The organism is Pseudomonas brenneri (assembly GCF_007858285.1).
In the GTDB taxonomy this organism is placed as follows: Bacteria; Pseudomonadota; Gammaproteobacteria; order Pseudomonadales; family Pseudomonadaceae; genus Aquipseudomonas; species Aquipseudomonas brenneri.
Genome location: NZ_VFIL01000018.1, coordinates 21,156 through 45,165, shown reverse-complemented (window position 1 = coordinate 45,165; position 24,010 = coordinate 21,156). Strand labels below are relative to the sequence as shown.

Sequence of the window (24,010 nt, the reverse complement as noted above, 5' to 3'; positions counted from 1 at the left end):
AGGCCCCTTGATATTACGAACAGAAATCCAGTGGCAGGCGACGCGGCACAAACTGCCCCTGGCCCAATTGTTCGGCGTCCCGCAGGGTGCGCCAGGTGTAATTGAGTGCCGACTCCACGGCGCTGGCCAGGCCTTCGCCCTGGGCCAGGCGGCCGGCGAGGGCGCTGGCCAGGGTGCAACCGGAGCCATGATAGCTGCCGGGCAGGCGCTGGCAGGTGAAGGTGCGGCGGGTGCCGTCGCGGCTGTACAGGCGATTGTGCACCTCATGCTCGTCGCCGTGGCCGCCGGTGATCAACAGGTGCTTGATGAATGGCAGCAGTTTCTCGGCGCACTGGTCCGCCGTGCCTTCGGGCAGTTCGGCGAGGATGCGCGCTTCAGGCAGGTTGGGCGTGGCAATCAGCGACAAGGGCAACAGCCGCTCGCGCATGGCATAGCCGACCTCGTCCTTGCCCAGGCTGCCACCGCCACCGGCGCGCAGCACCGGGTCGCAGACTACCGGCAGATGCGGGTGCTGCTGGAGCAGTTCGACCACGGTGTCGACCATGACGGTGGAACCGAGCATGCCCAACTTGACCGCTGCAACTTCGGAGTCGCCAAGCACGGCATTGGCCTGGGCCAGCACCCACTCGCGGTCGAGTACGCGGAAATCGCTGACATTCACGGTGTTCTGCACGGTCAGCGCGGTCACGGCCGGAGCCGCATGACAGCCTTGGGCGAGCAGGGCTTCGATATCTGCCTGCAAGCCGGCGCCACCACTGGGATCATGGCCGGAGAGACAGAGGACAACAGGGCGAGAGCTGTAGATATTCATGGTGCGCGAGCTTACCACCAAACGCTTTTTGCGTGGCTGTCGGGCAGTGCTTGTATTTTGCTTCGGAATATCAAGAAAAGTGGCTATAGGCCATTATTTATTTCTGGCAGTTATCGCTCTGAAAGCCCCGGCCTAGAGCCTTTCAAAAAATTATTTCAATGGTGTCTTTTGGCCTTTACCGGCTATGCTAGAGTGGATCCAAACAACTTAATGTATCGCCGGTGTACGTCTTCTCAAAAGGAATGGGGGGCTTTTGACATAACCGGACAGGCCACGCTGGGGCTCTATGCGCTATTTGCTGATGTTTCTCTTGTGCGGGCTGCCGATGCTGGCCGGCGCCGTCGAGTTCAATGAAACCACCCGCAGCCTTCCCCTGGGCCGGGTCATGCAAGTACTCGAAGATCCAAGTGGCAGCGTCACTCTCGCCGACGCCCGTTCTGCGGCACTGGCCGATCGCTACACCCGCCATGATAAAGACACCCTCAATGCTGGTTATTCGCGCTCGGCGTTCTGGCTCAAGGTCGACCTGCATTACCTGCCCAAGGATCCGAAGGCCCTGCGCACCTGGTTGCTGGAGCTGGCCTATCCGCCCCTTGATCATCTGGAGTTGTACGTCCCTGATGATACCGGCGCCTACCGACTGGCCGGGCGCACCGGTGATGCATTGCCGTTTGCCAGTCGCGAGATTCGCCAGAACAACTACCTGTTCAATGTCGACTTCAAGGCCGGCGAGCAGAAAACCCTCTATTTGCGCCTGCAAAGCGAAGGCTCGATCCAGGCGCCGCTGACCCTGTGGTCGAGCACCGCCTACCTGGAAGATCAGCCGCTGCGCCTGTATGTGCTGGGCCTGATCTACGGCGTGTTGCTGGGCATGCTGGTGTACAACCTGTTTATCTACCTCAGCGTGCGCGACACCAGCTACCTCTATTACATCCTCTATATCGCCTCGTTCGGCATGTACCAGCTCTCGGTGAATGGCGCGGCGGTGGAATATTTCTGGCCCGACAACCCCTGGTGGGCGAATGCGGCGACGCCGTTCCTGATCGGCGCGTCGGCGTTGTTCGGCAGCCTGTTTGCCCGCAGCTTCCTGCATACCGCCCTCTACAGTCGCTGGCTGGACCGGCTGTTGCTGGTGCTGGTGGGCACGGGGGCGGTGGTGATGTTGTTGTCGCTGATGACCAGCTACGCCCTGGCCCTGCGCCTGGCGACTGCGCTGGCATTGATTTTTACCGTGACCATTTTTGTCGCTGGGATCAAGGCCTGGTGCTGCGGCCAGCGCGTGGCGCGGTATTTCATCATTGCCTGGTCGGCGTTCCTGATCGGCGGGGTGGTCAATACGATGATGGTGCTGGGCTACCTGCCCAATGTGTTTTTCACCATGTATTCCAGCCAGATCGGCTCGGCCATTGAAGTCGCCCTGTTGTCCCTGGCCCTGGCCGACCGCATCAACGCAATGCGCGAACAACAGGCGCAGATCCTGTTTGAGGCCAGCCAGAAACTGGAGGTGCTCAACCAGCAACTGGCCCACAGCAACCAGTTGAAAGACGAATTCCTCGCGACCCTGACCCATGAACTGCGCACGCCGATGAATGGGGTGATCGGATCATTGGAGTTGATGCAGACCGTGCCCCTGTCCGGGGACCTGGCGCAGTACCAGCACACCGCCGCCGGTTCGGCGCGGGACATGATGCGCATGGTCAACGGCATCCTCACCCTTACCGAGCTTCAGGCCGGTCGCCTTGGCGCGCAGCCGCAGGTGTTCAGCCTGCGCGGGGTGCTCAATACCTTGCGCCAGCAGTTCCTGGGCAACGCCCAGGGCAAGGGGCTGGAGTTTTCCATCGACGTGGCGGGCGAGTTGCCGGATCGCCTGGAGGGGGATGCTGGCAAACTGATGCAGTGCCTGGAGTGCCTGCTGGATAATGCGTTCAAGTTTACCCACGAAGGCGCGGTGCGCGTGCGCGTGGTGGGACTGCCCCGGGCCGATGGTCATTTGCATCTGACGTTTATCGTCACCGATACCGGTATTGGTTTTGCCCACCTGGATGAGGCAACTTTGTATCAGCGTTTCTTCCAGGTGGACGGCTCGACCACCCGTGAATATGGCGGCCTGGGCATTGGCCTGGCGATCTGCCGGCAGTTGATCGAATTGCTTGGCGGGCGCCTGACCCATCATTCCGAACCGCGCAAAGGCAGTCGCTTCCAGTTGGAAGTGGCCGTGATTGCGGTGCCGCCCGAGCCGGCACGGGTGGTTGATTGGCAGCGCTCGCCCCAGGATTGCACGGTATTGCTGGTGGATGACAATAGCGTCACGCAGTTGGTCCTGCGCGGGATGTTGCTCAAGCTGGGTTACCGGGTGAAAGTGGCAGGCAGCGGCCCGGTGGCGTTGGCGATGTTGCAGGACGCGGCATTTGATGCGGTGCTGCTGGATGTGCCCGAGGATGGTTTCTCCCTGTGCTGCCAGGTCCGGGCCTTGCCAGGCTGTGGCGAACTGCCGGTGATTGCCTTGAGCGACTCACTGCAAGGCAGTGCGCGCCAGCATTGCCACGGCGTCGGCCTTACCGAACAGTTGGTCAAGCCGGTACGTTTTGAGCTGTTGCAAGCGGTATTGCAGCGGCGCCTGCTGTGTCCGTTAGAGGGTGAAAGCGCCGGCAGTTAGGCGTATATGCCACTTTTTTAAGCGCGGTGACGATGCTTAACTGAAATGAAGGCCTCACTGAAGCTGGCCTTTTATCAGGAGGCCCGTCATGAATCTGCACCCGTTCGCCGAAACCCACGACGTTACCAACCAGCCGCCGTCATTGGATGGCGCCAACCTGTATCGCCTCGACCTGCCCTTGCAGGAGTGGTCGCGGCGCTTTGGCGCGGGCTGGGCCGAGGCGCGGATTGATGCCTACGGCGCCCTGGCAGGTGGGCCGCTGATGGCGGCGGGGTTCCTGGCGAATCAGAACAAGCCGGTGTTCAACAGCCATGATCGTTATGGCCACCGGATTGACCTGGTGGAGTTCCACCCGGCCTATCACGAACTGATGCGCACGGCCGTTGAACATGGCTTGCCGTCATTGCCCTGGGCCCATCCCCAGGCTGGCGCCCATGTCGCCCGCGCCGCCATGACCTACCTGCACAGCCAGGCGGAAGCCGGCACCGGTTGCCCGCTGACCATGACCTTCGCCTGCGTGCCGGCCCTGCGCCTGCAGCCGGATCTGGCTGACACCTGGCTGGCGAAAATCCTCAACACCGAATATGACCCCCGCAACGTCGGCATTGCCCATAAGGCCGGTGCAACCATCGGCATGGCCATGACCGAGAAGCAGGGCGGTACCGATGTGCGTACCAACACCACCCGCGCTTACCCCGTGGGTGCCGGTGGCCCTGGCCAGCCCTATGAACTGGTGGGGCACAAGTGGTTCTGCTCGGCGCCGATGTGCGACGCCTTCCTGACCCTGGCCCAGACTGACAAGGGCCTGACCTGTTTCCTGCTGCCCCGGCACCGCCCGGACGACACGCGTAACCAGTTCTATATCCAGCGCCTGAAAAACAAACTCGGCAACTGTTCCAACGCCTCCAGCGAAGTCGAGTTCCGTGGCGCCCTGGCCTGGATGATCGGCGAAGAAGGCCGAGGTGTGCCGACTATCATCGAGATGGTCGCCATGACCCGTTTCGATTGCATGGTCGGTTCCAGCGCCTTGATGCGCCAGGCGCTGACCCAGGCCAGCCATCATTGTGCCCATCGTACGGTCGGTGGCCGCGTGCTCAGTGAACAACCCTTGATGCAAAACGTGCTGGCCGATCTCGCCCTGGAGAGCGAGGCGGCCCTGGCCTTGAGCCTGCGCATGGGCCGGGCGCTGGACCATCTGGGCGATGAGCAGGAAGCCAAGTTCGCACGGCTGGTGACGGCAGTGGGCAAGTATTGGATCTGCAAGCGCGCGCCGGCAATGATCAACGAAGCCGCCGAATGCATGGGCGGCGCCGGGTATGTCGAAGACAGCATCCTGCCGCGCCTGTACCGTGAGGCGCCGGTCAACTCGACGTGGGAAGGTTCTGGCAACGTGCAATGCCTGGACGTGCTGCGGGCCTTGTCGAAAGAGCCTGGGGTGCTGGAGACATTGTTTGTCGAATTGGGCGATGGGCATGGCGATAAACGCCTGGCGCGGCATATCGAGCAATTGAAATCGGCGTTTATGGACACCCAGGACATCCAGTACCGGGCGCGGCAACTGACCGAAGATATCGCCGTGGCGTTGCAGGCCAAGTTGTTGCTGGAGGCGGGCAATGCCAGTGTCAGCGATGGGTTTATGGCCAGCCGCTTGGGTGAGTCATCAGGGCGGGTGTACGGCACCTTGCCACGGGGGGTGGATGTGCAGGCCATCGTCGCCCGCTCAACCCCTTCCTAAACGCAATCCCTGTAGGAGCTGGCTTGCCAGCTCCTACAGGGATTGCATTCATCATGGGTGGGCATGCCAATTCAGAGTTTGCGTCTGGCAGCGATGCAGGCAAGATGGCCTCCTGCACGTAAGAAAACAGGAAGCCTACCGTGACCGAAGCTTTTGTTGTCGTTCAAACCGCCGAAGAAGCCGTGGACCGGCTGGCGGCTCTGCATGAGCGGGCCACCAGCGCGCTCAATCAGGCCCTCAAGCAATACCTCAAGGATCGCGTCGAACCCGACGCCGCACAACGTGCACTGTTTCGCTACCCGGAACTGCGCCTGACCTACCACTGCCATGGCGAAGTCCCACAGACCACTCGGGCCTATGCCAAGGTCCAGTTGCCGGGCACCTACAGCGTCACCGTCACCCACCCGGCAGCGTTCCGCAAATACCTGCTGGAGCAACTGGTGCCGCTGATGCACGACTTCACCGTGACGGTAGAAGTGGGCGTCAGCCAGCAGAACATCCCTTACCCGTACGTGGTGGAGCAGGGCGACGAGTTGGCTGGCTCCGGCGTGACCGCAGCGACCCTGGCGCGGGTGTTCCCGAGTACCGATCTGTCCGCTGCCACCGATGGCATTGCCGACGGCCTTTATGATTGGGAAAACACCGATCCACTGCCCCTGGCGCTGTTCGATGCGGCCCGCGTGGATTTCTCCCTGCGCCGCCTGGTGCACTACACCGGCAGCGACTGGCGCCATGTGCAGCCGTGGATTCTGCTGACCAACTACCACCGCTATGTCGACCAGTTCATCGTCCATGGCCTGGAACAGTTGCGCAGTGACCCACGCTTTATCCGCATGGTGTTGCCGGGTAACGTGATCATCGACAAGAACATGGACCATGGCGAAGCGTCTGCCATTGCCGCCGGCGTGGTCTGGCACCGTTACCAGATGCCGGCCTACCACTTGCAGGCCAGCGACGGCCACGGCGTAACCCTGGTCAACATCGGTGTCGGCCCGTCCAACGCCAAGAACATCACCGACCACCTGGCAGTATTGCGTCCACATTGTTGGCTGATGATTGGTCACTGCGGCGGCCTGCGCCAATCCCAGACCATCGGCGACTATGTGCTGGCCCACGCGTATATGCGTCGCGACGGGATTCTCGACCGCGTGGTACCGCCGAACATCCCGATCCCGGCCCTGGCCGAAGTACAGATGGCGTTGCAGCAAGCGGCGGCCAATGTCACCGGCGAGAAGGGCGAAGAGCTGAAAAAGCGCCTGCGCACCGGCACCGTGTTGACCTACGACGACCGCAACTGGGAGCTGCGTTGGGCCCAGGAACGCCCGTTGATCAACCTGTCCCGTGCCGTAGCGGTGGATATGGAAAGCGGCACCATCGCAGCCCAAGGCTACCGTTTGCGAGTGCCTTACGGCACGTTGTTGTGCGTCTCGGACAAACCGCTGCACAGTGAGATCAAGTTGCCAGGTTCGGCCAACGCGTTCTATGAGCGTGCTGTCAGCCAACACTTGAAGATCGGTATCGAGGCGGTGGACTTGTTGCGCACCGAGCTCAACTCGTTGCATTCGCGCAAACTGCGCAGCTTTGACGAGCCGCCGTTCCGCTAAATAGCGGGGTGGTTATTTAACGGTCAGGCCACTAGCATGGTCGGTCCTGACCGTTAGATGTTTCGTTGCCATGTCCCGTCCTGCCCGTCCCGACTCGCGCCGCCCTGGCGTGAAACCTCCCCATGCCGCTGCTCGCCGTGTTGCCAAGGCGCCGCCGGCCGAGCCGAAGTTGATCCTGTTCAACAAACCCTTCGACGTGCTGACTCAGTTCAGTGATGAAGGCGGGCGCGCGACTCTCAAGGATTTCATCGACATTCCGGGGATCTATCCGGCCGGGCGCCTGGATCGGGACAGTGAGGGCCTGTTGCTGCTGACCAATGATGGCCAGTTGCAGGCGCGGATTGCCGACCCCAAGCACAAGCTGGCGAAAACCTATTGGGTGCAAGTGGAAGGCGAGCCCACCGAGGAGCATCTGCAACGCCTGCGCACTGGCGTTGAATTAAATGACGGTATGACGTTGCCGGCTGAAGCCCGGCGACTGGATGAGCCAGAACTATGGCCGCGCAACCCGCCGGTGCGGTTTCGTAAAAACCTGCCGACCTATTGGCTGGAACTGGTGATTCGCGAGGGACGCAACCGCCAGGTACGGCGCATGACCGCCGCCGTGGGCTTGCCGACCTTGCGCCTGGTGCGGGTAAAAATCGGCGATTGGTCGATTGAAGGCCTGGGCCAAGGCCAGTACCGCGAAGTACCGGCGCGTTTATAAAGCCCCGGATTCGATCAGGCCGATCACCACGCTCTTGATGATGAACGCGGCCACGCCCAGGCCCAGCACGAAGAACAGAATCATCGAGCCAAAGCGCCCGGCCTTGGATTTCTTCGCCAGGTCCCAGACGATAAAGCCCATGAAAATGATCAGGATGGTGACCAGGCCGGTCATCATCCACTCTTCAAACAGCACGGGGTCAATCGAATTCATTGGGCAGTTTCCGACAAAGGCAGGCGCGAAGTATAAGGCAGCGAGGCACGCTCAAAGTTGACCTGCGTCGGTACGTCGCACACAGATCCAGCGGTTGAAACACAATCCAAATGTGGGAGCGGGCTTGCTCGCGATAGCGGTGTGCCCGTCGCCGAATGCATTGACTGACGCACCGCTATCGCAGGCAAGCCAGCTCCCACATGGGGTTGGTGGTGAGTCTTAGGTCCGCAGGTGAGTCAACGGCAACTCCGTGCTGTTAAGCACCTGGTTGAGCACAAAACTTGAGCGCACGCTGGTCACCCCTTCAATCCGGGTCAGGTGGCCCAGCAGCAGTTTTTGATAGTGATCCATATCCGGCACCACCACCTTCAACTGATAGTCGGCATCCATCCCGGTGACCAGGCTGCATTCCAGCACCTGCGGCAAGGTGCGGATGGCCGCTTCGAAGTTCTCGAAACGCTCGGGTGTGTGTCGGTCCATGCCGATCAGCACGTAGGCCGTGAGGCTCAGGCCGAGCATCTTGCGGTCGAGCAGGGCGACCTGGCGTGAGATGTAGCCGTCGTCCTCCAATTGCTTGACCCGGCGTGAGCAGGGCGAAGGCGACAGGCCGATGCGCTCGGCCAGCTCCTGGTTGGAGATCCTCGCGTCGCGCTGTAATTCCGCCAAAATACTCAGGTCGTATCGGTCAAGTTTGCTCATTGAGATGGCCTTTATCGTAACTATTGCTGCGAATTATCTATCCAGGGTTAAAAATTGCGCAAGCACTGTTTGTTGACGCAATCTTCGCAATCATCTATCGGGGCTTCACGCCTATGATTACCAACAGAATCACTGCCCGGACATACAGTCCACTGCAGCCCGCCGAATCAGGCCGGCTGCGGCCCGCCAACCCCACCGGGTTGTGCCGGCCCCCGGGCTGCACACTGTCCACAAGACGGCGTGAGGTGAGCCAACGTCATAAGCGTTGAGCCAGGACGAAGTTCTCAAGGGGTGGCCGACGGGCTACCCCTTTTCTTTTGCCGACGAAAAATGTTCGGCTGGCTGATAACCTGTGGCAGAACCGGGCCCGGCTTTTCCAGTCTCATGCATAGGCCCTAATCCGCAGTGAGGAATAGCATGAAGCGCATCTGGCGTTTGGCAGGTGTAGGTGTGTTGATGGTCACCTTGGGTACGCAGGTGATGGCTGACGAGCGAGACAACTCACCCCGCCAGGGGCAAGGCCCGCAGGGCGGTGGTGGCGGGCAGCGAGAGCGTGGCCCCGAAGGCGGTGGGCGCCCGGCGAATAACCCGCCGCGAGCGGAAAATACTCAGCCACGTCCACAGAATCAGCATTTCGAGCGCAATGGCCAGAGCGGTCAAAATGGCCAGTGGCAAGCTCGCCCCCAAGGCAATGAACCTTCGCGCCCGGCGCCCCAGGCCGGGAGCAATCTGCCGATCCAGGCCCGCCCCGATTCCGTGAACCAGACCCAGGAGCCGCGCCAGGGTAACTACCGTGACATTCCCCGGCGCAACGATGGCAACCCGCGCTGGGAAGCCGGCGGCCCCGGTTCGCGTCCTGGCTACAACGGCCACCCCAATGACAACCGCTGGCCGGGTCGCCCCGACGGGCACGGCAATGGCTGGGGCCCGGGCCCACAATATCGGCCCGGGTACACGGTGGAGCGTTTCCCCGATCGCAATTACCGCGTGCCCTATCGTGGCCAGGATTATTTCTTCTCCGGGGGTTATTGGTATCGGCCCCAGGGCCCGCGCTATGTAGTGGTCACACCTCCCTATGGGATTCGTGTGCATTACCTGCCGGACTATGCGCGGGAAGTGTGGGTGGGCAGCGCGCTGTTTTTCCTCGCCGCCGGCGCCTATTACAGCTATGAGACCAGCACCCAGCAGTACGTGGTGGTGCAACCGCCAGTCGCCAGTCTGCCGCCACAGCCGGCGCCCCAGGGCAATGGTTATGACGTGGTCGCCTATCCCGTCAACGGCCAATCACCCGCCCAAGTGCAGCAGGACGGTTATGACTGCTATCGCTGGGCGGTACAGCAGAGTGGCTTCGATCCTCAGACAGTCACCTACGCCCCCGCGCCGGCGGTGGTGCAAACCTACCGCCAGGCCCAGGGCAACTGCCTGGGCAGCCGTGGCTATCAGGTGACCTACTAGGCCTTGTTGCCGGTAACCACTTCCTGCGGATCGGCGTGCACCAGCACCTCAGCCCGCGGGTAGGCTTTCTGGATGGCATCGGCGGCCTGGTCGCTGATGCCATGGGCCACCAACAGGCTCAACTCCCCCGGTAATTCCAGGTGCAACTGCACAAACCAGTGATTGCCGGAAACCCGTGTGCGCAAGTCATGGGCGCCCAACACGCCGGGCACGCCACGGGCCAGTTCCAGCATATGCTGGCTGACCTCGGCCGGCAGTTCCTCGTCCATCAGCACGGCAAAACTTTCCCGGGCGATCTGGATCGCGCTCCACAGGATGTAGGCGGCGATCCCAAGCCCGAACCAGGCATCGACCTGATGCAAGCCAAAGGCCGCCAGCACCAGCGCCAGGAGGATGCTGCCATTGAGCAGCAGGTCCGAGCGGTAGTGCAGCGAGTCGGCACGCACCGCGTTCGAGCCGGTTTCGCGAATCACCCGATGTTGCAGGATCAGCAGCGCCACGGTCAGCGCCAGCGACAGCACAATCACCGCAATGCTCAGCCAGGGTGCGCCCACAGGCTCGGGGTGCTGCAAGCGTTGGTACGCCTGGAAGGCGATCAGCACCGCACTGCCGGCGATAAACAGCGCCTGGGCCATGCCCGCCAGGGACTCCGCCTTGCCATGCCCATAACGGTGGTCGTCATCGGCCGGGCGCAGGGCGTAATGCACCGCCAGCAGGTTGAGCAACGACGTCACGCCGTCGAGCAGCGAGTCGGTCAACCCGGCGAGCATGCTCACCGAGCCGCTGAACCACCAGGCGACGGCTTTACCGATAATCAGGATGCTGGCCACGCCGACCGAGGCGCGGGTGGCCAGGCGCAATAGCCGGGCGTGTTCGGTGCTGGTGGTCATGGGGCGATCAAGTCCTTACGCAGCCGGTTGCAGGCCCAGCATCGCGAGTTGTTGCACGCTGCCCTTGAACTGGATCAGGCGCGGGTCGTCCAGCGGCAGGCTGCGGCCGGTTTCGTGCTCGATGATGGTTTGCAGCTTGGTGTTATCCACCTTGCCGTCGGCGCCGATGGCTTGTTGCAGTTTTTCTGGCGCGACCTGGGCGGTCTTGCCGGGTTCGAAATAGATGGCGCCGGTGGCGAAGTCCACACCAAAGGCGATCAGGCCGGGGATGACATAGAACAGCAGGCCGAGCGCATCGAGTACGGCAATCGTCGGGTCGATCTTGCCGTCGATCTGGCCACGGCGGTCAGGATAGAAAATCGAACCGCAGGCGGTCAGTTGGCTCAACAAGGTGACGGCCAGAACACCGCCGATGACACGGGAAGCAATACGCATGGGACTCTCCTGAACACTTTATGGCGTGACTATAAAACATATCTACCGGGTGCCTCTTATCTAATGCGTGGGCTGGCTTGCCTGCGATGGCCCAGCCATAGGGTAAGCGAGCAAGCGACGACAGAGATAGCCAGGTACGGAATCAATGCATAGGTGAAGCTGCCGGTATGCCCTTTGATGATGCCTATTAGATAAGTCCCGGCAAATACTCCAAGGTTGTTCAGCGCATTGATAAGGGCAATCGCCATCGCGGTATTACGAGCAGGAATCATCTCGGTGGCGAGCGCCCAGAATGGCCCTTTGATCATTGAGGCGGCACTGATTGCAATGCATAAAATGATAATGGTCGGGATGAGCGCATTGACAAATATGATACTGGTCAATGCAACTGCGCCTACTGCTAGAGGGATTGCCAAGTGCATGACTCGCTCCCCTGTCTTATCGGAGTGGCTACTCCAAAAGTACATGGCGACACTTGCAAACGCGAAAGGAATAGAATTAAGAAAGCCAATTTGCATGGTGGTGAGGTTGAAAGTACTGATGATCTGCGGCTGCCACAACGAGAGGCCGTTCGTGACAGATGTCCCGCCAATATAGATTAGAGTAAGTGCCAAAACATACTTGTTGCAGAAAAGCTTCCAAATATCAGAAAAAGAGGCACGAGTTTTTTCGGTTGGAACTTTTTCAACTTGGCCGGACAGCCAGGTTTTATCTCCCTCAGTCAAAAACGAGGCTCTACTTACGCTATGAGGGAGAACCCACAAGGCTGCAATGCCCAAGAAAATGGCTGGGGAGCCTTCAATGATGAAAAGCCAGTGCCAGCCACGCATTCCAAACCAGCCGTCGAGCAACAATAGCATTGCCGACAAAGGCGAGCCCAAGACGCTCGATAGCGGCAAGGCAATCATCAGGATCGCCACCGCCCGGCTGCGATGACCGCTCGGAAACCACAGGGTGAGGTAGTAGATGACACCGGGAAAGAAGCCCGCTTCAGTGACACCCAGTAAAAACCGGAGAATATAGAATGAGTACGGCCCAGAAACCGCGGCCATGCAACTGCTGACGAGACCCCAGGAAACCATGGTCAATGCTAGCCAGCGAACAGGACCAAAGCGTTCAAGAAGCATGTTTGCAGGTACCGCAAAAATGCAGTAAGCAATAAAGAACAGGCCTGCGCCAAAGCCAAACGCGGCATCGCTCAAGGCAATATCTGATTTCATCTGCAATGCGGCAAATGCAATGTTGACCCGATCAAGTGAGGCAAGGAAATATCCCAGTGTAACGAATGGAAGGATTCGCCACGCGACCTTGTTCATTACCCCGCGTTCAATATCTTGCTGTGCTTGTGTCATATTGATTTCATCCCAAGCAGTCAGGCCCGAAGTCGGGTGGTTTTTTATAAAAGTCGGTCGACGAGCCAGTTGTCGATTAATCCGGATATGGTCAGATTGTTTTTCTCAAGCATTGGTAAATGAGAATTTCCATATATCCCTTGTTCGGGCAAGTCCAATGCGTCAACACGTCCTCCAGCAGAAGCCAGGGCGTGGAAATAGGCGTCAGTTCGCGCTCTGATGGCCGGCCATCGTGCATCCAGGGGCAAGTGATCCCCGTATACCGTGAGGATCGGAGTCTCTTTTAGCAGGCGTTTTTCAATGCCTTCTTTCGTACCGGCCTGAGAGGGCTCTATCGCCACAATGGCTGCAACTTTGTGTGGTACTAATTCAGCTGCACGAATAGCAAAATGGCCACCCTGCGAATGAGCGATCAATACGACCGGTTGTTCCAGCTCCTTGAGCATTTGAACGTAAGCGTTCAGGGTAAGCTCGTCGGTAGCTGCCCAGCGAGGAACAATCTGCTTCATGAACGTTTTAAACGCATGGAGCGGGAACTGGCAGTGCGGGTATGCAGCCCTCTGTAAGCTGCTGGCGCAGAGGTCACTGACACGTTTACCTATCCGGAATTGTGTGAACGTATCCTGGTGAGTCCGCAGTAATGCCGGTTCCGAAAACTCATCTTCTCGTGGTGCCCAGCCAGACCTTCCCCGTTCTACCGCATCAATATTAAAAACAGACCAGCCCCGTTTCAGAAAGTCGTTCAACCAACCAGGGCGCCCATCAGGGGTTGATTCCCATACTGCGCCGGTCATAGACCCACCATGACAAAAGACTATGGGGGGGCGGTCTTGAGCTGACGCATTTATGACAAACTGTACATACATCTGCCCAACACAAGCCGTACCATTGGGGTTGATCTTGACTGGCACTCCGTTTGGGGCCAATACGTACTCTTCCATGGGATTGTCGCAATAGTCGACATGATGCCCGCCTACAAAGTAAGAGCCAATGGAATTAATGCTCACTGGGTTTGAGGTTTCTTTAGCCGTAATTATCATAAGAAATTCCGGAAGTGGTCTTGAAGCTTGTTGGAAAGTTGCTTGATGACAGGAAGGCATGTATTTAACTTGCTGTCAGTCATTCTGGAGTTCGGGCCTCCAATGGTCACCGAACCGATGACAAGGTTTCGAATATCCAAGATAGGGAAGCTCAGTCCAACAACATCAGAGAGCCTTTCACTTCGGCTTATGGAAAACCCCGATGATTGAACATTTTTCAAATCCTCCTGGAGGGCCGTTTTGCGTGTTTCACGGTCGGCGCCAGACTCTGGAGCGAATACATCTTCCAGAATGGCCATTTGTTGATCGCGAGGCAGGAACGCTAGCATTGCTTTTCCCCGTGACCCCAGGTGCAACGGCGTTCGTTCGCCCGGATTGATGTTCAATTGGACATGTTCGCTACTCTTGGCAACCTGCACGCATACGGCGGTGCGGTTTTCGAGGAAGTTCAGGTAGACGGTCTCGCCTTGGCCCAGGGCTACTTCCTGGAGCCATGTCGCCGGGGCGTCGCAAAGCTGTAAGCGATCCCGGTACAGAACTCCGAGCTCCCAGAAACGGACACCCAATTCATATCGTCGTGTTTCAGGTTGCTGTCGAAGGAACCCCTTTTTCGCAAGGGTCGACATGATCCGTTGGACAGCAGACGGAGACAGCCCTGTCTGTTGGCTCATCTCCCGTACACCCCAACTAGGGTGGTGAGCAGTGAAATACCCTAAAAGCTCCAAGGAAATATCTAGTGTTTTCAGCGGCATGATCTTTTGTTCCTCTATTTGGAACACTGTTTCTTTATTAGGTTTGCAACTTTGTTCCTTCCTATAAAAGCTTGTCAAGCAATTGCTTGTAGGTCTATTCGTATGTTGATTTTTTGGTGTTAGTTGGGGTGGGTAAAGAATTTGTTGGAGGGGCGTGGTTTATTACTAATAAAGGGGTGTGTTGCTTGTTCCTTTATTAGCAACACTTAGTGTTGGCTGTAGCGCCAGTTAGCAGCTTGGCACTGAATGGCAATGAAATATTTCAGGGTATTAAAGAGCTTCTACTCTCTATATGCCTGTTTATCTCTCCCAAAAGACTACTGGCGGATGATCCGTTGGTGGCTGAAGTCACCGGACGGATCAAGCTCCGCAGCCATCATATGAAGGTCTAAGTGTGGGAGCGCATTCCATAGGGAGATGGCATCGCCTCTGAGATCATCGATATCCAGCAGTTCGCCGTTATACTCGCCGCTCTGCCTTGGAGCCAGTATGAATTCGTTGCCAATCGATGATGTTTTACCCGCCTTGCGTGAAGCCTTGGCGACGCGCCATGAAGCCGTGCTTGAAGCACCGCCCGGTGCCGGTAAAACCACACGGGTTCCGTTGGCGCTGTTGAATGAAACCTGGCTGGCTGGGCAAACCATCCTGATGCTTGAACCTCGTCGGCTAGCGGCCCGCGCCGCCGCCGAGCGACTGGCCAGCGAGCTGGGGGAAAAGGTTGGGGAGACCGTTGGCTATCGGATCCGCCTGGACAGCAAGGTCGGCCCCAACACCCGTATCGAAGTGGTCACCGAAGGCATCCTCACCCGTCGCCTGCAGGATGACCCGGCGCTGGATGGCGTAGGCCTGTTGATCTTCGACGAGTTCCACGAGCGCAGCCTCGACGCCGACCTGGCGCTGGCCCTGAGCCTCAATGGCCGTGAGCTGTTTCGCGACGAGCAACCGCTGAAAATCCTCCTGATGTCCGCCACCCTTGAAGGCGAACGCCTGTCGGGTCTGCTCGACGACGCACCGATCCTGCGCAGTGAAGGACGCATGTACCCGGTGCAGATGCGCTGGGGGCGACCGTTCCAGCCCGGTGAATTTATCGAGCCACGGTTGGTGCAGACCATCCTTGAAGCCCTGCACGACGAAACCGGCAGCGTGCTGGTATTTCTACCCGGTCAGGCAGAAATTCGCCGGGTCAATCAACAGTTGGCGGACGCCTTGGCTGAGCGCAGCGATGTACTGCTCTGCCCGTTGCATGGCGAACTCGACCTGACGGCCCAGCGGGCGGCCATTGACCCGGCACCCGCCGGCAAGCGCAAGGTGGTGCTGGCCACCAACATCGCCGAGACCAGCCTGACCATCAATGGCGTGCGGGTGGTGATTGACGCCGGGCTGGCGCGGGTCCCGCGCTTTGACCCCGGTAGCGGCATGACCCGCCTTGATACCCAGCGCATTTCCCGCGCCAGTGCCACGCAACGCGCGGGTCGGGCAGGGCGGTTGGAGCCGGGCGTGTGCTATCGCTTGTGGTCCGAGGACCAGCATGAAGGGCTGGCGGCCTATGGCAGCGCGGAAATTCTTTCGGCGGACCTGGCCGGCCTCGCGCTGCAACTGGCGCGCTGGGGTGTGACGCCGACACAACTGGTATGGCTCGATGTACCGCCCACGGCCGCCTATGCCCAGGCCCAGGACTTGCTGGAGCGACTGGGCGCATTAAAGGACGCGACCTTGACCCCCCACGGGCAGAAAATGGCCAGCCTGCCGGCGCACCCGCGTATCGCACACTTGTTGTTGCGTGGTCAGGATCTGGGGTTGGCGAACATGGCGTGTGATGTCGCCGCGCTACTGGGTGAGCGCGATATCCTGCGGGGTGCCGGTGCGGATTTGCACAGTCGCCTGGCGTTGTTGTCCGGCGAGGAGCGGGCCCGTGGCACCCAGGGTGGCGTGCAGCGGTCCAGGCAGTTGGCCCGCCAATATCGCGGCTATCTACGAGGCAAGGCCGAACAGCCCGTCGCCGATCCCGATCACCCGCGTTGGCTTGGGGCGTTACTGGCGCTGGCTTACCCGGATCGGGTGGCCCAGCAGCGTCGTGCCGGGGGTGCCGAATATCGCCTGGCCAATGGCCGTGCGGCGCTGTTTGCCGAAGCCGACAGCCTGATGAAGCAAGCGTGGCTGGTCATCGCCGACCTGGGCAGCCGTCAGGGGCAGCGTGAAGAGCGGATCTACCTGGCTGCAGACTTTGATCCGGCGTTGTTCGATTCGGTATTGGCCGAACAGGTGCGCTGTCTTGACCAACTGGATTGGGACGAGCGCGAAGGCGTGTTGCGTGCCGAACGCCAGCGCAAGGTCGGTGAATTGGTGCTCAGTCGCGAGCCGTTGACCGGTCTCGACGAGTCTGCTCGCAGCCAGGCGCTGGTCAATCTGGTGCGGCGCAAAGGCCTGGAATTGCTGCCCTGGACTGCGGAGCTGCGCCAGTGGCAGGCCCGCGTCATGCTGTTGCGCCAACTGGACGCCGGCCAGGTCAGTGAATGGCCGGATGTCAGCGACAGCGCCTTGCTCGCCAGCCTTGAACACTGGTTGATGCCGTACCTGGGCAAGGTCTCGCGCTTGAGCCATTTTGCCAACCTGGATCTATCGAGTTTCCTGCATAACCTGCTGCCCTGGCCGTTGCCGCAACGCCTGGACGAGTTGGCGCCGCACCATTTGAAAGTGCCGTCGGGGTCTTCGGTGCGTTTGGACTACAGCGAACAACCGCCGATCCTCGCGGTGCGCTTGCAGGAGCTGTTCGGCCTGGCTGACACCCCGCGCATCGCCGGTGGGCGGCAAGTGGTGAAGCTGCACCTGCTCTCGCCCGCACGGCGGCCGGTGCAGGTGACGCAGGATCTGGCGAACTTCTGGCGCAGTACCTACGCCGAGGTGAAGAAGGATCTGAAGGGCCGGTATCCCAAGCATTATTGGCCGGATGATCCTTTGGTGGCTGAGGCTACTGCGCGGATCAAACCCCGAAAATAACCTCGAACAGGCCACCGATCAAAAATGTGGGAGCAAGCCCGCTCCCACATTGGTTTTGTAGTGCTGGTTATTGCGCGGCGGGCAATAAGAACCGCGCAATCACCGGCAGGTGATTGGAAATACGCAACGTATCGTCCTGCCGCACCCGGGCCTCCACTTTCTTCAGCCTTGGGCTGTAGAACAGATAATCCACCGTGCGATCCGGTCCGTCGAGGCTCGGGTCATTGGGGAAGTGGGTCAGCCACTGCGCCCGGTCGATGCCGCTGGATTGGCTGTTGCTGGGCACCATCGGGTATTTGTCCCACAGCAGATGCAGCTCGCTGTCTGGCGAATACTGCCCGCGCTTACCGGCCTCCAGGCGCAGGAACTGGCCCAGCGGCAACAGATTGAAATCGCCGCCGATCAGCCAGGGCGTGCCACGGCTTTCGAATTTATCCAGCAGCTTGATGGTCGCCTGGACTTGTTCGCGCACCGTGCTGTGGCCAGGAGCTGCGTTGTCCAGGCGGGTGTTGAGCACCGCCAGTTGGCCGCCGTCGCTCAACGGCAGGTAGCTGAGCAGCAACGCAGGCTTGGGCTGGAACTGGTGACTGAGCAGGTTGGCCGAGGCCACTGGCAGTTGCAGGCGTTCGGCGTGTTCGATCTGGTAGCGGCTGAGGGTTACCAGCTTGCGGCCGACGCTGCCGAAGATATGCCAATCGGGCACAAAGTCGGCTTTCCAGTCGAAGGCCTGGACGCTGCAAGGATAGAGGTCCACCAGTCGCTCCTGGAGCAGCGCCAGTTGGTCCTGGTAATGGGACGGTTTGGCGTCCTCATCCAATTCCTGCAGCAGCAGTACGTCCGGTTGTTCATCACGGATCACCCGCGCCACTTCATCCAGGCTGGAGGCCATGTCTTCAACGGTCGGGCGGTCATCCGGGCCGCTGCCGTCCGGGGTGTCGTACCAGAACACGTAGTTCTTGCCGGCCAGGTACTGCACGTTCCAGGTCATCACCTTGAGCGCCTGGCCGGGCAACAGCGTCGGCGCACGCGGGGCGACGCAGCTTACCGGCAGGATCTCTTTGTCGGCGGGGCGCCAGGTCAGGCTGTAGACCAGGGCGGTCAGCACACCAGCCAGAATCAGCAGGCCCACCAGGGTTGTACGCAGTAAACGGTTCATCGGCTCGCCTTATGGCGCTGCAGGACAGGCACGGAGCATACCCGACCGGCGGCCGAGAGCCCAAGGGCCACGTTAGCGGGCGTCTGCATCACCGGCGATCAGCATGAACAGGCGGAACAGCACCACGCTGGTAAACAATTGCAAGAAGCTGTGGGCGCTGTCGATCAGCACCGCCAGCAGTGGGTTCTGCGGGTCGGGCCAGGCCGCGACGCTCGCGCCCTTGAGCAGCCACAGCGGGGTCATCACGCACAACAGGCAGATCAGGATGCGCAGGAAATGCCCACGGGTCAGTCGGAAACTTTCCTTCATCGCCGCCAGCGCCGGCATGCCGCGCAGCACCAACAGGTACTCGGCAAACGCCAGAGTGACCATCAGCCACAGCCCCGGCAGGAAGTACAACGACAGCCCCAGCAGGATCAACAGGGTGCTCATGGCGGTCAGCAGCGCATAGCGTGGCCACAGGGTCAGCGCCATGGCCAGCACGTCGGCGGTGCGCGGCGACTCGCCACGGCTGCGGGCATCGAGAAACAGGATCAACGCGGCGGTGTACAGCGGATACACCAGCAGCCCGACGATCATGCTGTAGCCGGTAAACGCCTCCGGGCCCAGGGTGCGATCGAGCACTTGTTGCAGCACGGCTTCGAGGATCACCAAGGGTAGGCACAACTGCACGATGGCGCCCAGGTTGCGCTGGAAGAAGTAGAAAGAGTCGCGCAGAACGGTCAACGGATTCATCAAAGTCATCACAGGCCAAAAAAGCAGCAGACACTTTAACTGATCACCGACAAACGTAAACCTTGGGTAAAGATCATTGAAACGCCACAGGCCAGCCCCATTACTGGTGGCGTACCTTGCCCATTGCGGGCGGGACGCAGATTTTTACCGGCAATCTAACGAGGTCGCCATGAACAGCGAAGAGCAAACCCTGATCGATGGACTGTTTTCACGGTTGCAGCAAGCCGAAACGGACTCAGCCCCCCGCGACGCCCAGGCAGAAACGCGGATCAAGGAGCACATCACTCGCCAACCGGCCGCCGGGTATTTCATGACCCAGGCGATCCTGGTGCAGGAAGCCGCGATCAAGAGCCTGGATGCGCAGAACAAGCAGCAGGCGCAACAGATCCAGCAATTGCAGGATGAGCTGCAACGGGCCAAGGCCGCGCCGCCGGCCGCGAGCGGCGGTGGGTTCCTGTCGAGTATCTTTGGTGGCAGCCCTCGCGACTCGCAACCGGCGCCCAGCACACCGTCGTCATCGAACGGTGGTTGGCGTGAGCCGAGCCGGCCGGGCTTCAACAGCGCGCCTGCGCCGCAACAGAATGTTCAGCAACCCCAACAGGCTGCACCCGCCGGCAGCAGCTTTCTCGGCGGCGCCCTGAAAACCGCAGCCGGCGTGGCCGGTGGCGTGATGCTGGCCCAGGGCATCAGCAGCCTGTTCAGCCATAACCAACAGCCGCAGGTGGTGGAAGAGATCGTGCGCGAAGAGCCGGCGCCGGCCAGTGACAACAGCGACTGGGGCAATGACGAGCAACGTTTCGCCGGCAATGACAGTTATGCCAACGATAACGACAGCTTTGCCGACAGCGATTCTTCCTTCTTTGGCGACGACGATTCCTTCGTCTGAAACACACAAATCCGGGGCGCGTTGCCGCCCCGGTCTGATTTTTCTCGGAAAGCTCCCCTTGGCTGGCATACTGGCGACCTTTGCGGGCCATCACGCCTGCCAGTGCCATGAGGGTGTGCGGTGAAAAAAATTGCAGTGTTCGCCGATGTCCAGAACCTCTACTACACCGTGCGCCAGGCCTATGGCTGCCACTTCAACTACGCCGCCCTGTGGGCTGATATCAGCCAGCGCGGGCAGATCGTCGAGGCGTATGCCTATGCCATCGACCGTGGCGACAGCAAGCAGCAGCAATTCCAGCAGATCCTGCGCAACCTGGGCTTTACCGTGAAACTCAAGCCCTACATCCAGCGCAGTGACGGCTCGGCCAAGGGCGACTGGGACGTGGGCATCACCATCGACATCATGGACGCGGCCGCCCATGTCGACGAAGTAGTGCTGGCCTCGGGTGATGGCGATTTCGACATGTTGCTCGACCGCATCATCCATAAACATGGCGTCGAAGCCGTGGCCTACGGTGTGCCGGGGCTGACGGCCAACTCGTTGATCCGCGCGGCCAGCCGCTACGTGCCTATCGAAGGCGCGTTGTTGCTCAAATAGATTTTCTGATGAGGTTGGAACAGGTTTGGAACGGATAGCGGTCATCGACTTTGAAACCACCGGCATCTCGCCGAGCAGCAGTTGCCGGGCCACGGAAATCGCCGTGGTCATCCTGGAGCGGGGTCAGATCGTGGACCGCTACCAGAGCCTGATGAACGCTGGCGTGCGCGTGCCGGGGTTTATCGAACAACTGACCGGTATCAGCAACGCCATGCTGCGCAGTGCGCCGCCGGCCGAGAAGGTAATGAACGAGGTCAATGAGTTTGTCGGCACCACGCCACTGCTGGCGCACAACGCTGCGTTCGACCAGAAGTTCTGGGACTTCGAACTCGGTTTGATCCGCCGCACCCGTCTGCAAAAATTCGCCTGCTCGCTACTGTTGGCGCGCCGGCTGATGCCCGCCGCGCCCAATCACAAACTCGGCACCCTGACCTCATTTGCCCAACTGCCCCACACCGGCAAGGCTCACCGGGCCATGGCCGACGCGGAAATGGCGGCTAACCTGACCGCCCACCTGGCCCAGGAACTGCGCCGTGCCCACGGCTTGCGCGACTTGTCCCATGACCTGCTGTGCAGCTTGCAGAAAGTGCCGGCGGCAAAGATCAATGATCATCTGAAGAAACATCGCGGGTTCTGATCTCAACCTTCCGAGCAGCAAAGATCAAAATGTGGGAGCGGGCTTGCTCGCGAATGCAGTGGATCAGCCAATACATAGGTTGACTGATCCACTGCATTCGCGAGCAAGCCCGCTCCCACATTGGTTTTGTGGTGGTTATCGGCGCTTTGTCGGGGCGTTTACCGGCTTTCTGAATTGTCAGTAGGTTTAGCCCTACAGTCCTGTCGGGCCTTTCTGGATTTTCCCTTCTCCCGCCTATCGTCCTTTGTTGCGGCCTAACATCTTGCCTGTCATTTACGTACAGGGACTACGTCATGCAGGAAAGCGATCTTCATTCGGCAATCATTCGAATCCAGTCCGAACTCGAACAAAATGGCATTGATTTCGGCTCAACTTCCAGCATGACGTTTCACCTGGGAAATACGATGGCAAGCTATCCGGCAGTCATGGTTTTACCTAATACACCAGGCTGGACGCATGGTGCCAATTACAAGTTACTCAAGCCCATTCATGCCGACTCTGCGGTGCCGAACACTACTGTTGACGAACTCTGGAAATGTACACAGCAACACTACGGCTTGACGCTGGCAACGGTCCTCACGGGGGCGGCGGGCATACCTATCAGCAAAATTGCAGTGGGGACTTGGGTCCACGTTGGCTCCAGCAAAACGACAAACCTGGCTAGCCTCATTGGCATGCGCTTTTTCCCTCGTACACTGATCAGGCAGCCGACATTGGCCGGCATGGCGAAAGCGACTTTTGGTACCGTCCGGGTGTTTGGCATTATCGGGCGAGGCATTCCCTTTGTTGCTGCGGGTTTGGCTGTTTTTGATCTAATCAGTATTGGTAAGTGTGCCTATGAGGCAAAAAATGGAAAGTAACCTGACCAGAGCCGAAATCAGTGAAAAAGTAATCCGGCTTTTCGTCGATATCATTGGCTTTATCGACCGAAACCAGGTGACGGAACAAACGGACTTCATCCACGACTTTAAGATTATTGATGAAGATCTGACCTGTTTTGTCATGCAGATCAAATGGCAATTCAACTTGCAGGCGACTCAGGATGATTGGAATCACATCACCACTATCCAGCAAGTTGTCGACTTGATTGTTCAATGTCGGCAGTGAGGCAACTGGCGCTACCGCTGGCTTGCCCGTTCAGCCACCGCCATTCTTCCCTTCCAAATGCCCCAACGGCACCCGCCGCTCTATGGCGCTCGACAAGATGATCGAGGTCTTGCTGAACCCGAACTTCGCCACTCGATTGATCAGGTTTTCCAATTCCGGCATCGAGCCCACCGCCGCCTGCATGATCACGCAGGGGTCGCCGGTGACCCGGTGGCACTCGGTCAACTCGGGGATTTCTGCCAGTGCGTCGTACACCTTCTGGCTACCGTTGTTGGTCAAGCGCAGTTCGATCGTGCACTGGATCGGCAAGCCGATCTTGGACAGGTCAACCTTGGCCTGGTAACCGGTGATTACGCCACTGGCTTCCAGCTTGGCCACGCGCTCGGCTACGGCGGGGGCGGAGAGGTTTACCGTGCGGGCCAGTTGCGCGTAGGTGGCGCGACCATCTTCGAGCAGGGCGCTGAGGAGCATGCGGTCGTATTTGTCCATGAATAAGGCTCTGGTAATGGGAGGCTTTCGAATACAAGGCTTATAGCCCTGATAACCATGAATTGAAAAGTGTATGGGCACTTTAAACAGGTTTTGTAACTTATGTTTACTGGCGCGGATTTCTAGAATAGCTATCCCCTGTCTTGCCTCAGAGCCACCCTATGCCTGGCCCACGTCGTTTTCCCTTACCGTTGATCGCCGCTTTTTTTGCGCTGTATGTCATTTGGGGTTCCACCTACCTGGTGATCCGCATTGGCGTGGAGTACTGGCCACCGCTGATGCTGGCGGGGATTCGTTTTTGTACGGCGGGCGTTCTGATGTATGGCTACTTGCGCTGGCGCGGTGTGCCAGCGCCGACCTGGGCACAGTGGAAAGCTGCCGGCATGATCGGCATCTTGTTGCTGACGTTCGGCAATGGCGCGGTGAGTGTGGCTGAACACACGGGCGTGACCTCCGGTGTCGCCGCGCTGGCCGTGGCGACGGTGCCGCTGTTTACCTTGCTCTGTGGTTATTTCTGGGGCGCGCGTAATACCCGTCTGGAATGGGCCGGGGTGATTCTGGGAATGATCGGCATCGCCATGCTCAATATGGGCTCCAACCTGCAATCGAGCCCGTTGGGTGCAGGGTTGCTGTTGTTCGCCGCAGCCTCCTGGGCTTTCGGTTCGGTCTGGAGCCGGCATTTGCCGTTGCCTCAGGGCGCCATGGCCAGCGCCGCTGAAATGCTGATCGCCGGTGTGGTGCTGTTGATCGGCAGCGTACTCAAGGGCGAGCACCTGGAAGCGATGCCGCCAGTGGAAGGTTGGCTGGCCCTGGCTTACCTGACCGTCTTTGGCTCGATCATCGCCTTCAACGCTTATATGTACCTGCTCAAGCATGTGCGTCCGGCAGCGGCCACCAGCTACGCCTACGTCAACCCGGCGGTGGCGGTGTTGCTGGGCATTGTGTTCGTGGGCGAGACCATCGGCCTGGAAGAAGCCCTGGCGATGCTGGTGATCATCAGTGCGGTGTTGCTGATCAGCCTGCCCCAGTGGCGCAAGCCGAAGCCGGAAATAAGGTAA

Annotated in this window: 24 protein-coding genes; 13 read left to right on the top strand and 11 right to left on the bottom strand. The window is 59.6% G+C overall.

The genetic code is table 11. The features are described 5' to 3' along the window. Nucleotides 1–13: 13 nt before the first annotated feature. Nucleotides 14–811, bottom strand: coding sequence for a hydroxymethylpyrimidine/phosphomethylpyrimidine kinase (locus tag FJD34_RS26740; protein ID WP_032861720.1), 798 nt, complete (start codon nt 809–811; stop codon nt 14–16). Here FJD34_RS26740 and FJD34_RS28115 point away from each other — a divergent pair. The 5 genes from FJD34_RS28115 to FJD34_RS26720 all read left to right on the top strand — a co-directional run bounded on the left by FJD34_RS28115 (nt 701) and on the right by FJD34_RS26720 (nt 7,512). Then, on the top strand, nt 701–1,165 hold the full coding sequence (locus tag FJD34_RS28115) for a hypothetical protein (RefSeq protein ID WP_162237653.1): 465 nt from the start codon (nt 701–703) through the stop codon (nt 1,163–1,165). The genes FJD34_RS26740 and FJD34_RS28115 overlap by 111 nt on opposite strands. Continuing rightward, complete coding sequence (locus tag FJD34_RS26735) at nt 1,098–3,467, top strand: hybrid sensor histidine kinase/response regulator (protein WP_032861721.1); 2,370 nt, start codon at nt 1,098–1,100, stop codon at nt 3,465–3,467. Before FJD34_RS28115 ends, FJD34_RS26735 begins: the two co-directional genes overlap by 68 nt. A gap of 88 nt (nt 3,468–3,555) precedes the next feature. Beyond that, complete coding sequence (locus tag FJD34_RS26730; protein WP_090292130.1) at nt 3,556–5,202, top strand: acyl-CoA dehydrogenase family protein; 1,647 nt, start codon at nt 3,556–3,558, stop codon at nt 5,200–5,202. Nucleotides 5,203–5,342: 140 nt separating this feature from the next. Continuing rightward, entirely contained in the window at nt 5,343–6,806 is a 1,464-nt protein-coding gene (gene amn, locus FJD34_RS26725; RefSeq protein WP_032861724.1) for an AMP nucleosidase, read from the top strand. 70 nt (nt 6,807–6,876) lie between these two features. Beyond that, nucleotides 6,877–7,512: a pseudouridine synthase gene (locus tag FJD34_RS26720; RefSeq protein WP_032861726.1), complete on the top strand. Its 636-nt coding sequence runs from the start codon at nt 6,877–6,879 to the stop codon at nt 7,510–7,512. On the opposite strand, the gene FJD34_RS26715 is transcribed toward FJD34_RS26720, so the two are convergent. Beyond that, complete coding sequence (locus tag FJD34_RS26715) at nt 7,507–7,716, bottom strand: DUF2788 domain-containing protein (RefSeq protein WP_032861950.1); 210 nt, start codon at nt 7,714–7,716, stop codon at nt 7,507–7,509. The two genes, FJD34_RS26720 and FJD34_RS26715, sit on opposite strands and share 6 nt — an antisense overlap. A 228-nt stretch (nt 7,717–7,944) precedes the next feature. After that, on the bottom strand, nt 7,945–8,424 hold the full coding sequence (locus FJD34_RS26710; RefSeq protein ID WP_003176264.1) for an Lrp/AsnC family transcriptional regulator: 480 nt from the start codon (nt 8,422–8,424) through the stop codon (nt 7,945–7,947). A gap of 417 nt (nt 8,425–8,841) precedes the next feature. Between FJD34_RS26710 and FJD34_RS26705 the strand changes: the two genes are divergently transcribed. Further along, entirely contained in the window at nt 8,842–9,879 is a 1,038-nt protein-coding gene (locus tag FJD34_RS26705; RefSeq protein WP_032861727.1) for a DUF6515 family protein, read from the top strand. Here FJD34_RS26705 and FJD34_RS26700 read toward each other — a convergent pair. The 5 genes from FJD34_RS26700 to FJD34_RS26680 all read right to left on the bottom strand — a co-directional run bounded on the left by FJD34_RS26700 (nt 9,876) and on the right by FJD34_RS26680 (nt 14,348). Beyond that, entirely contained in the window at nt 9,876–10,769 is an 894-nt protein-coding gene (locus FJD34_RS26700; RefSeq protein ID WP_032861729.1) for a cation diffusion facilitator family transporter, read from the bottom strand. The genes FJD34_RS26705 and FJD34_RS26700 overlap by 4 nt on opposite strands. A 15-nt stretch (nt 10,770–10,784) precedes the next feature. Then, nucleotides 10,785–11,204 carry a hypothetical protein gene (locus FJD34_RS26695; protein ID WP_032861730.1) on the bottom strand — a complete coding sequence of 140 codons (420 nt, stop codon included), beginning with the start codon at nt 11,202–11,204 and terminating at the stop codon, nt 10,785–10,787. 56 nt (nt 11,205–11,260) lie between these two features. Continuing rightward, a complete protein-coding gene (locus FJD34_RS26690; protein ID WP_032861731.1) occupies nt 11,261–12,556 on the bottom strand; it encodes an MFS transporter in 1,296 nt (431 codons plus the stop codon). Nucleotides 12,557–12,600: 44 nt separating this feature from the next. After that, nucleotides 12,601–13,422: an alpha/beta fold hydrolase gene (locus tag FJD34_RS26685; RefSeq protein ID WP_223232762.1), complete on the bottom strand. Its 822-nt coding sequence runs from the start codon at nt 13,420–13,422 to the stop codon at nt 12,601–12,603. A gap of 170 nt (nt 13,423–13,592) precedes the next feature. Beyond that, on the bottom strand, nt 13,593–14,348 hold the full coding sequence (locus FJD34_RS26680; protein WP_146552290.1) for an IclR family transcriptional regulator: 756 nt from the start codon (nt 14,346–14,348) through the stop codon (nt 13,593–13,595). A 489-nt stretch (nt 14,349–14,837) separates the two neighbouring features. On the opposite strand from FJD34_RS26680, the gene hrpB reads away from it, so the two are divergent. Next, complete coding sequence (hrpB, locus tag FJD34_RS26675; RefSeq protein ID WP_090292126.1) at nt 14,838–17,345, top strand: ATP-dependent helicase HrpB; 2,508 nt, start codon at nt 14,838–14,840, stop codon at nt 17,343–17,345. Between the two features lie 67 nt (nt 17,346–17,412). Here hrpB and FJD34_RS26670 read toward each other — a convergent pair whose 3' ends face one another. Beyond that, nucleotides 17,413–18,501 (bottom strand): endonuclease/exonuclease/phosphatase family protein, encoded by a 1,089-nt coding sequence (locus tag FJD34_RS26670; RefSeq protein ID WP_065942808.1) that lies wholly within the window; start codon nt 18,499–18,501, stop codon nt 17,413–17,415. Nucleotides 18,502–18,573: 72 nt separating this feature from the next. After that, the gene (locus FJD34_RS26665) at nt 18,574–19,236 is read right to left on the bottom strand and encodes a YciC family protein (RefSeq protein WP_032861781.1); all 663 of its coding nucleotides are present in this window, start codon (nt 19,234–19,236) and stop codon (nt 18,574–18,576) included. Between the two features lie 169 nt (nt 19,237–19,405). On the opposite strand from FJD34_RS26665, the gene FJD34_RS26660 reads away from it, so the two are divergent. The 5 genes from FJD34_RS26660 to FJD34_RS26640 all read left to right on the top strand — a co-directional run bounded on the left by FJD34_RS26660 (nt 19,406) and on the right by FJD34_RS26640 (nt 22,463). Then, on the top strand, nt 19,406–20,122 hold the full coding sequence (locus FJD34_RS26660) for a DUF2076 domain-containing protein (protein ID WP_032861782.1): 717 nt from the start codon (nt 19,406–19,408) through the stop codon (nt 20,120–20,122). A 120-nt stretch (nt 20,123–20,242) separates the two neighbouring features. After that, on the top strand, nt 20,243–20,719 hold the full coding sequence (locus tag FJD34_RS26655) for an NYN domain-containing protein (RefSeq protein ID WP_032861784.1): 477 nt from the start codon (nt 20,243–20,245) through the stop codon (nt 20,717–20,719). 25 nt (nt 20,720–20,744) lie between these two features. Further along, the gene (locus FJD34_RS26650; protein WP_032861785.1) at nt 20,745–21,356 is read left to right on the top strand and encodes a 3'-5' exonuclease; all 612 of its coding nucleotides are present in this window, start codon (nt 20,745–20,747) and stop codon (nt 21,354–21,356) included. 293 nt (nt 21,357–21,649) lie between these two features. Continuing rightward, complete coding sequence (locus FJD34_RS26645; protein WP_090292123.1) at nt 21,650–22,216, top strand: hypothetical protein; 567 nt, start codon at nt 21,650–21,652, stop codon at nt 22,214–22,216. After that, a complete protein-coding gene (locus FJD34_RS26640; protein ID WP_032861788.1) occupies nt 22,206–22,463 on the top strand; it encodes an acyl carrier protein in 258 nt (85 codons plus the stop codon). Before FJD34_RS26645 ends, FJD34_RS26640 begins: the two co-directional genes overlap by 11 nt. 30 nt (nt 22,464–22,493) lie before the next feature. On the opposite strand, the gene FJD34_RS26635 is transcribed toward FJD34_RS26640, so the two are convergent. Next, nucleotides 22,494–22,952 (bottom strand): Lrp/AsnC family transcriptional regulator, encoded by a 459-nt coding sequence (locus FJD34_RS26635; protein WP_032861790.1) that lies wholly within the window; start codon nt 22,950–22,952, stop codon nt 22,494–22,496. 161 nt (nt 22,953–23,113) lie between these two features. Between FJD34_RS26635 and yedA the strand changes: the two genes are divergently transcribed. After that, a complete protein-coding gene (yedA, locus tag FJD34_RS26630) occupies nt 23,114–24,010 on the top strand; it encodes a drug/metabolite exporter YedA (protein WP_065942811.1) in 897 nt (298 codons plus the stop codon).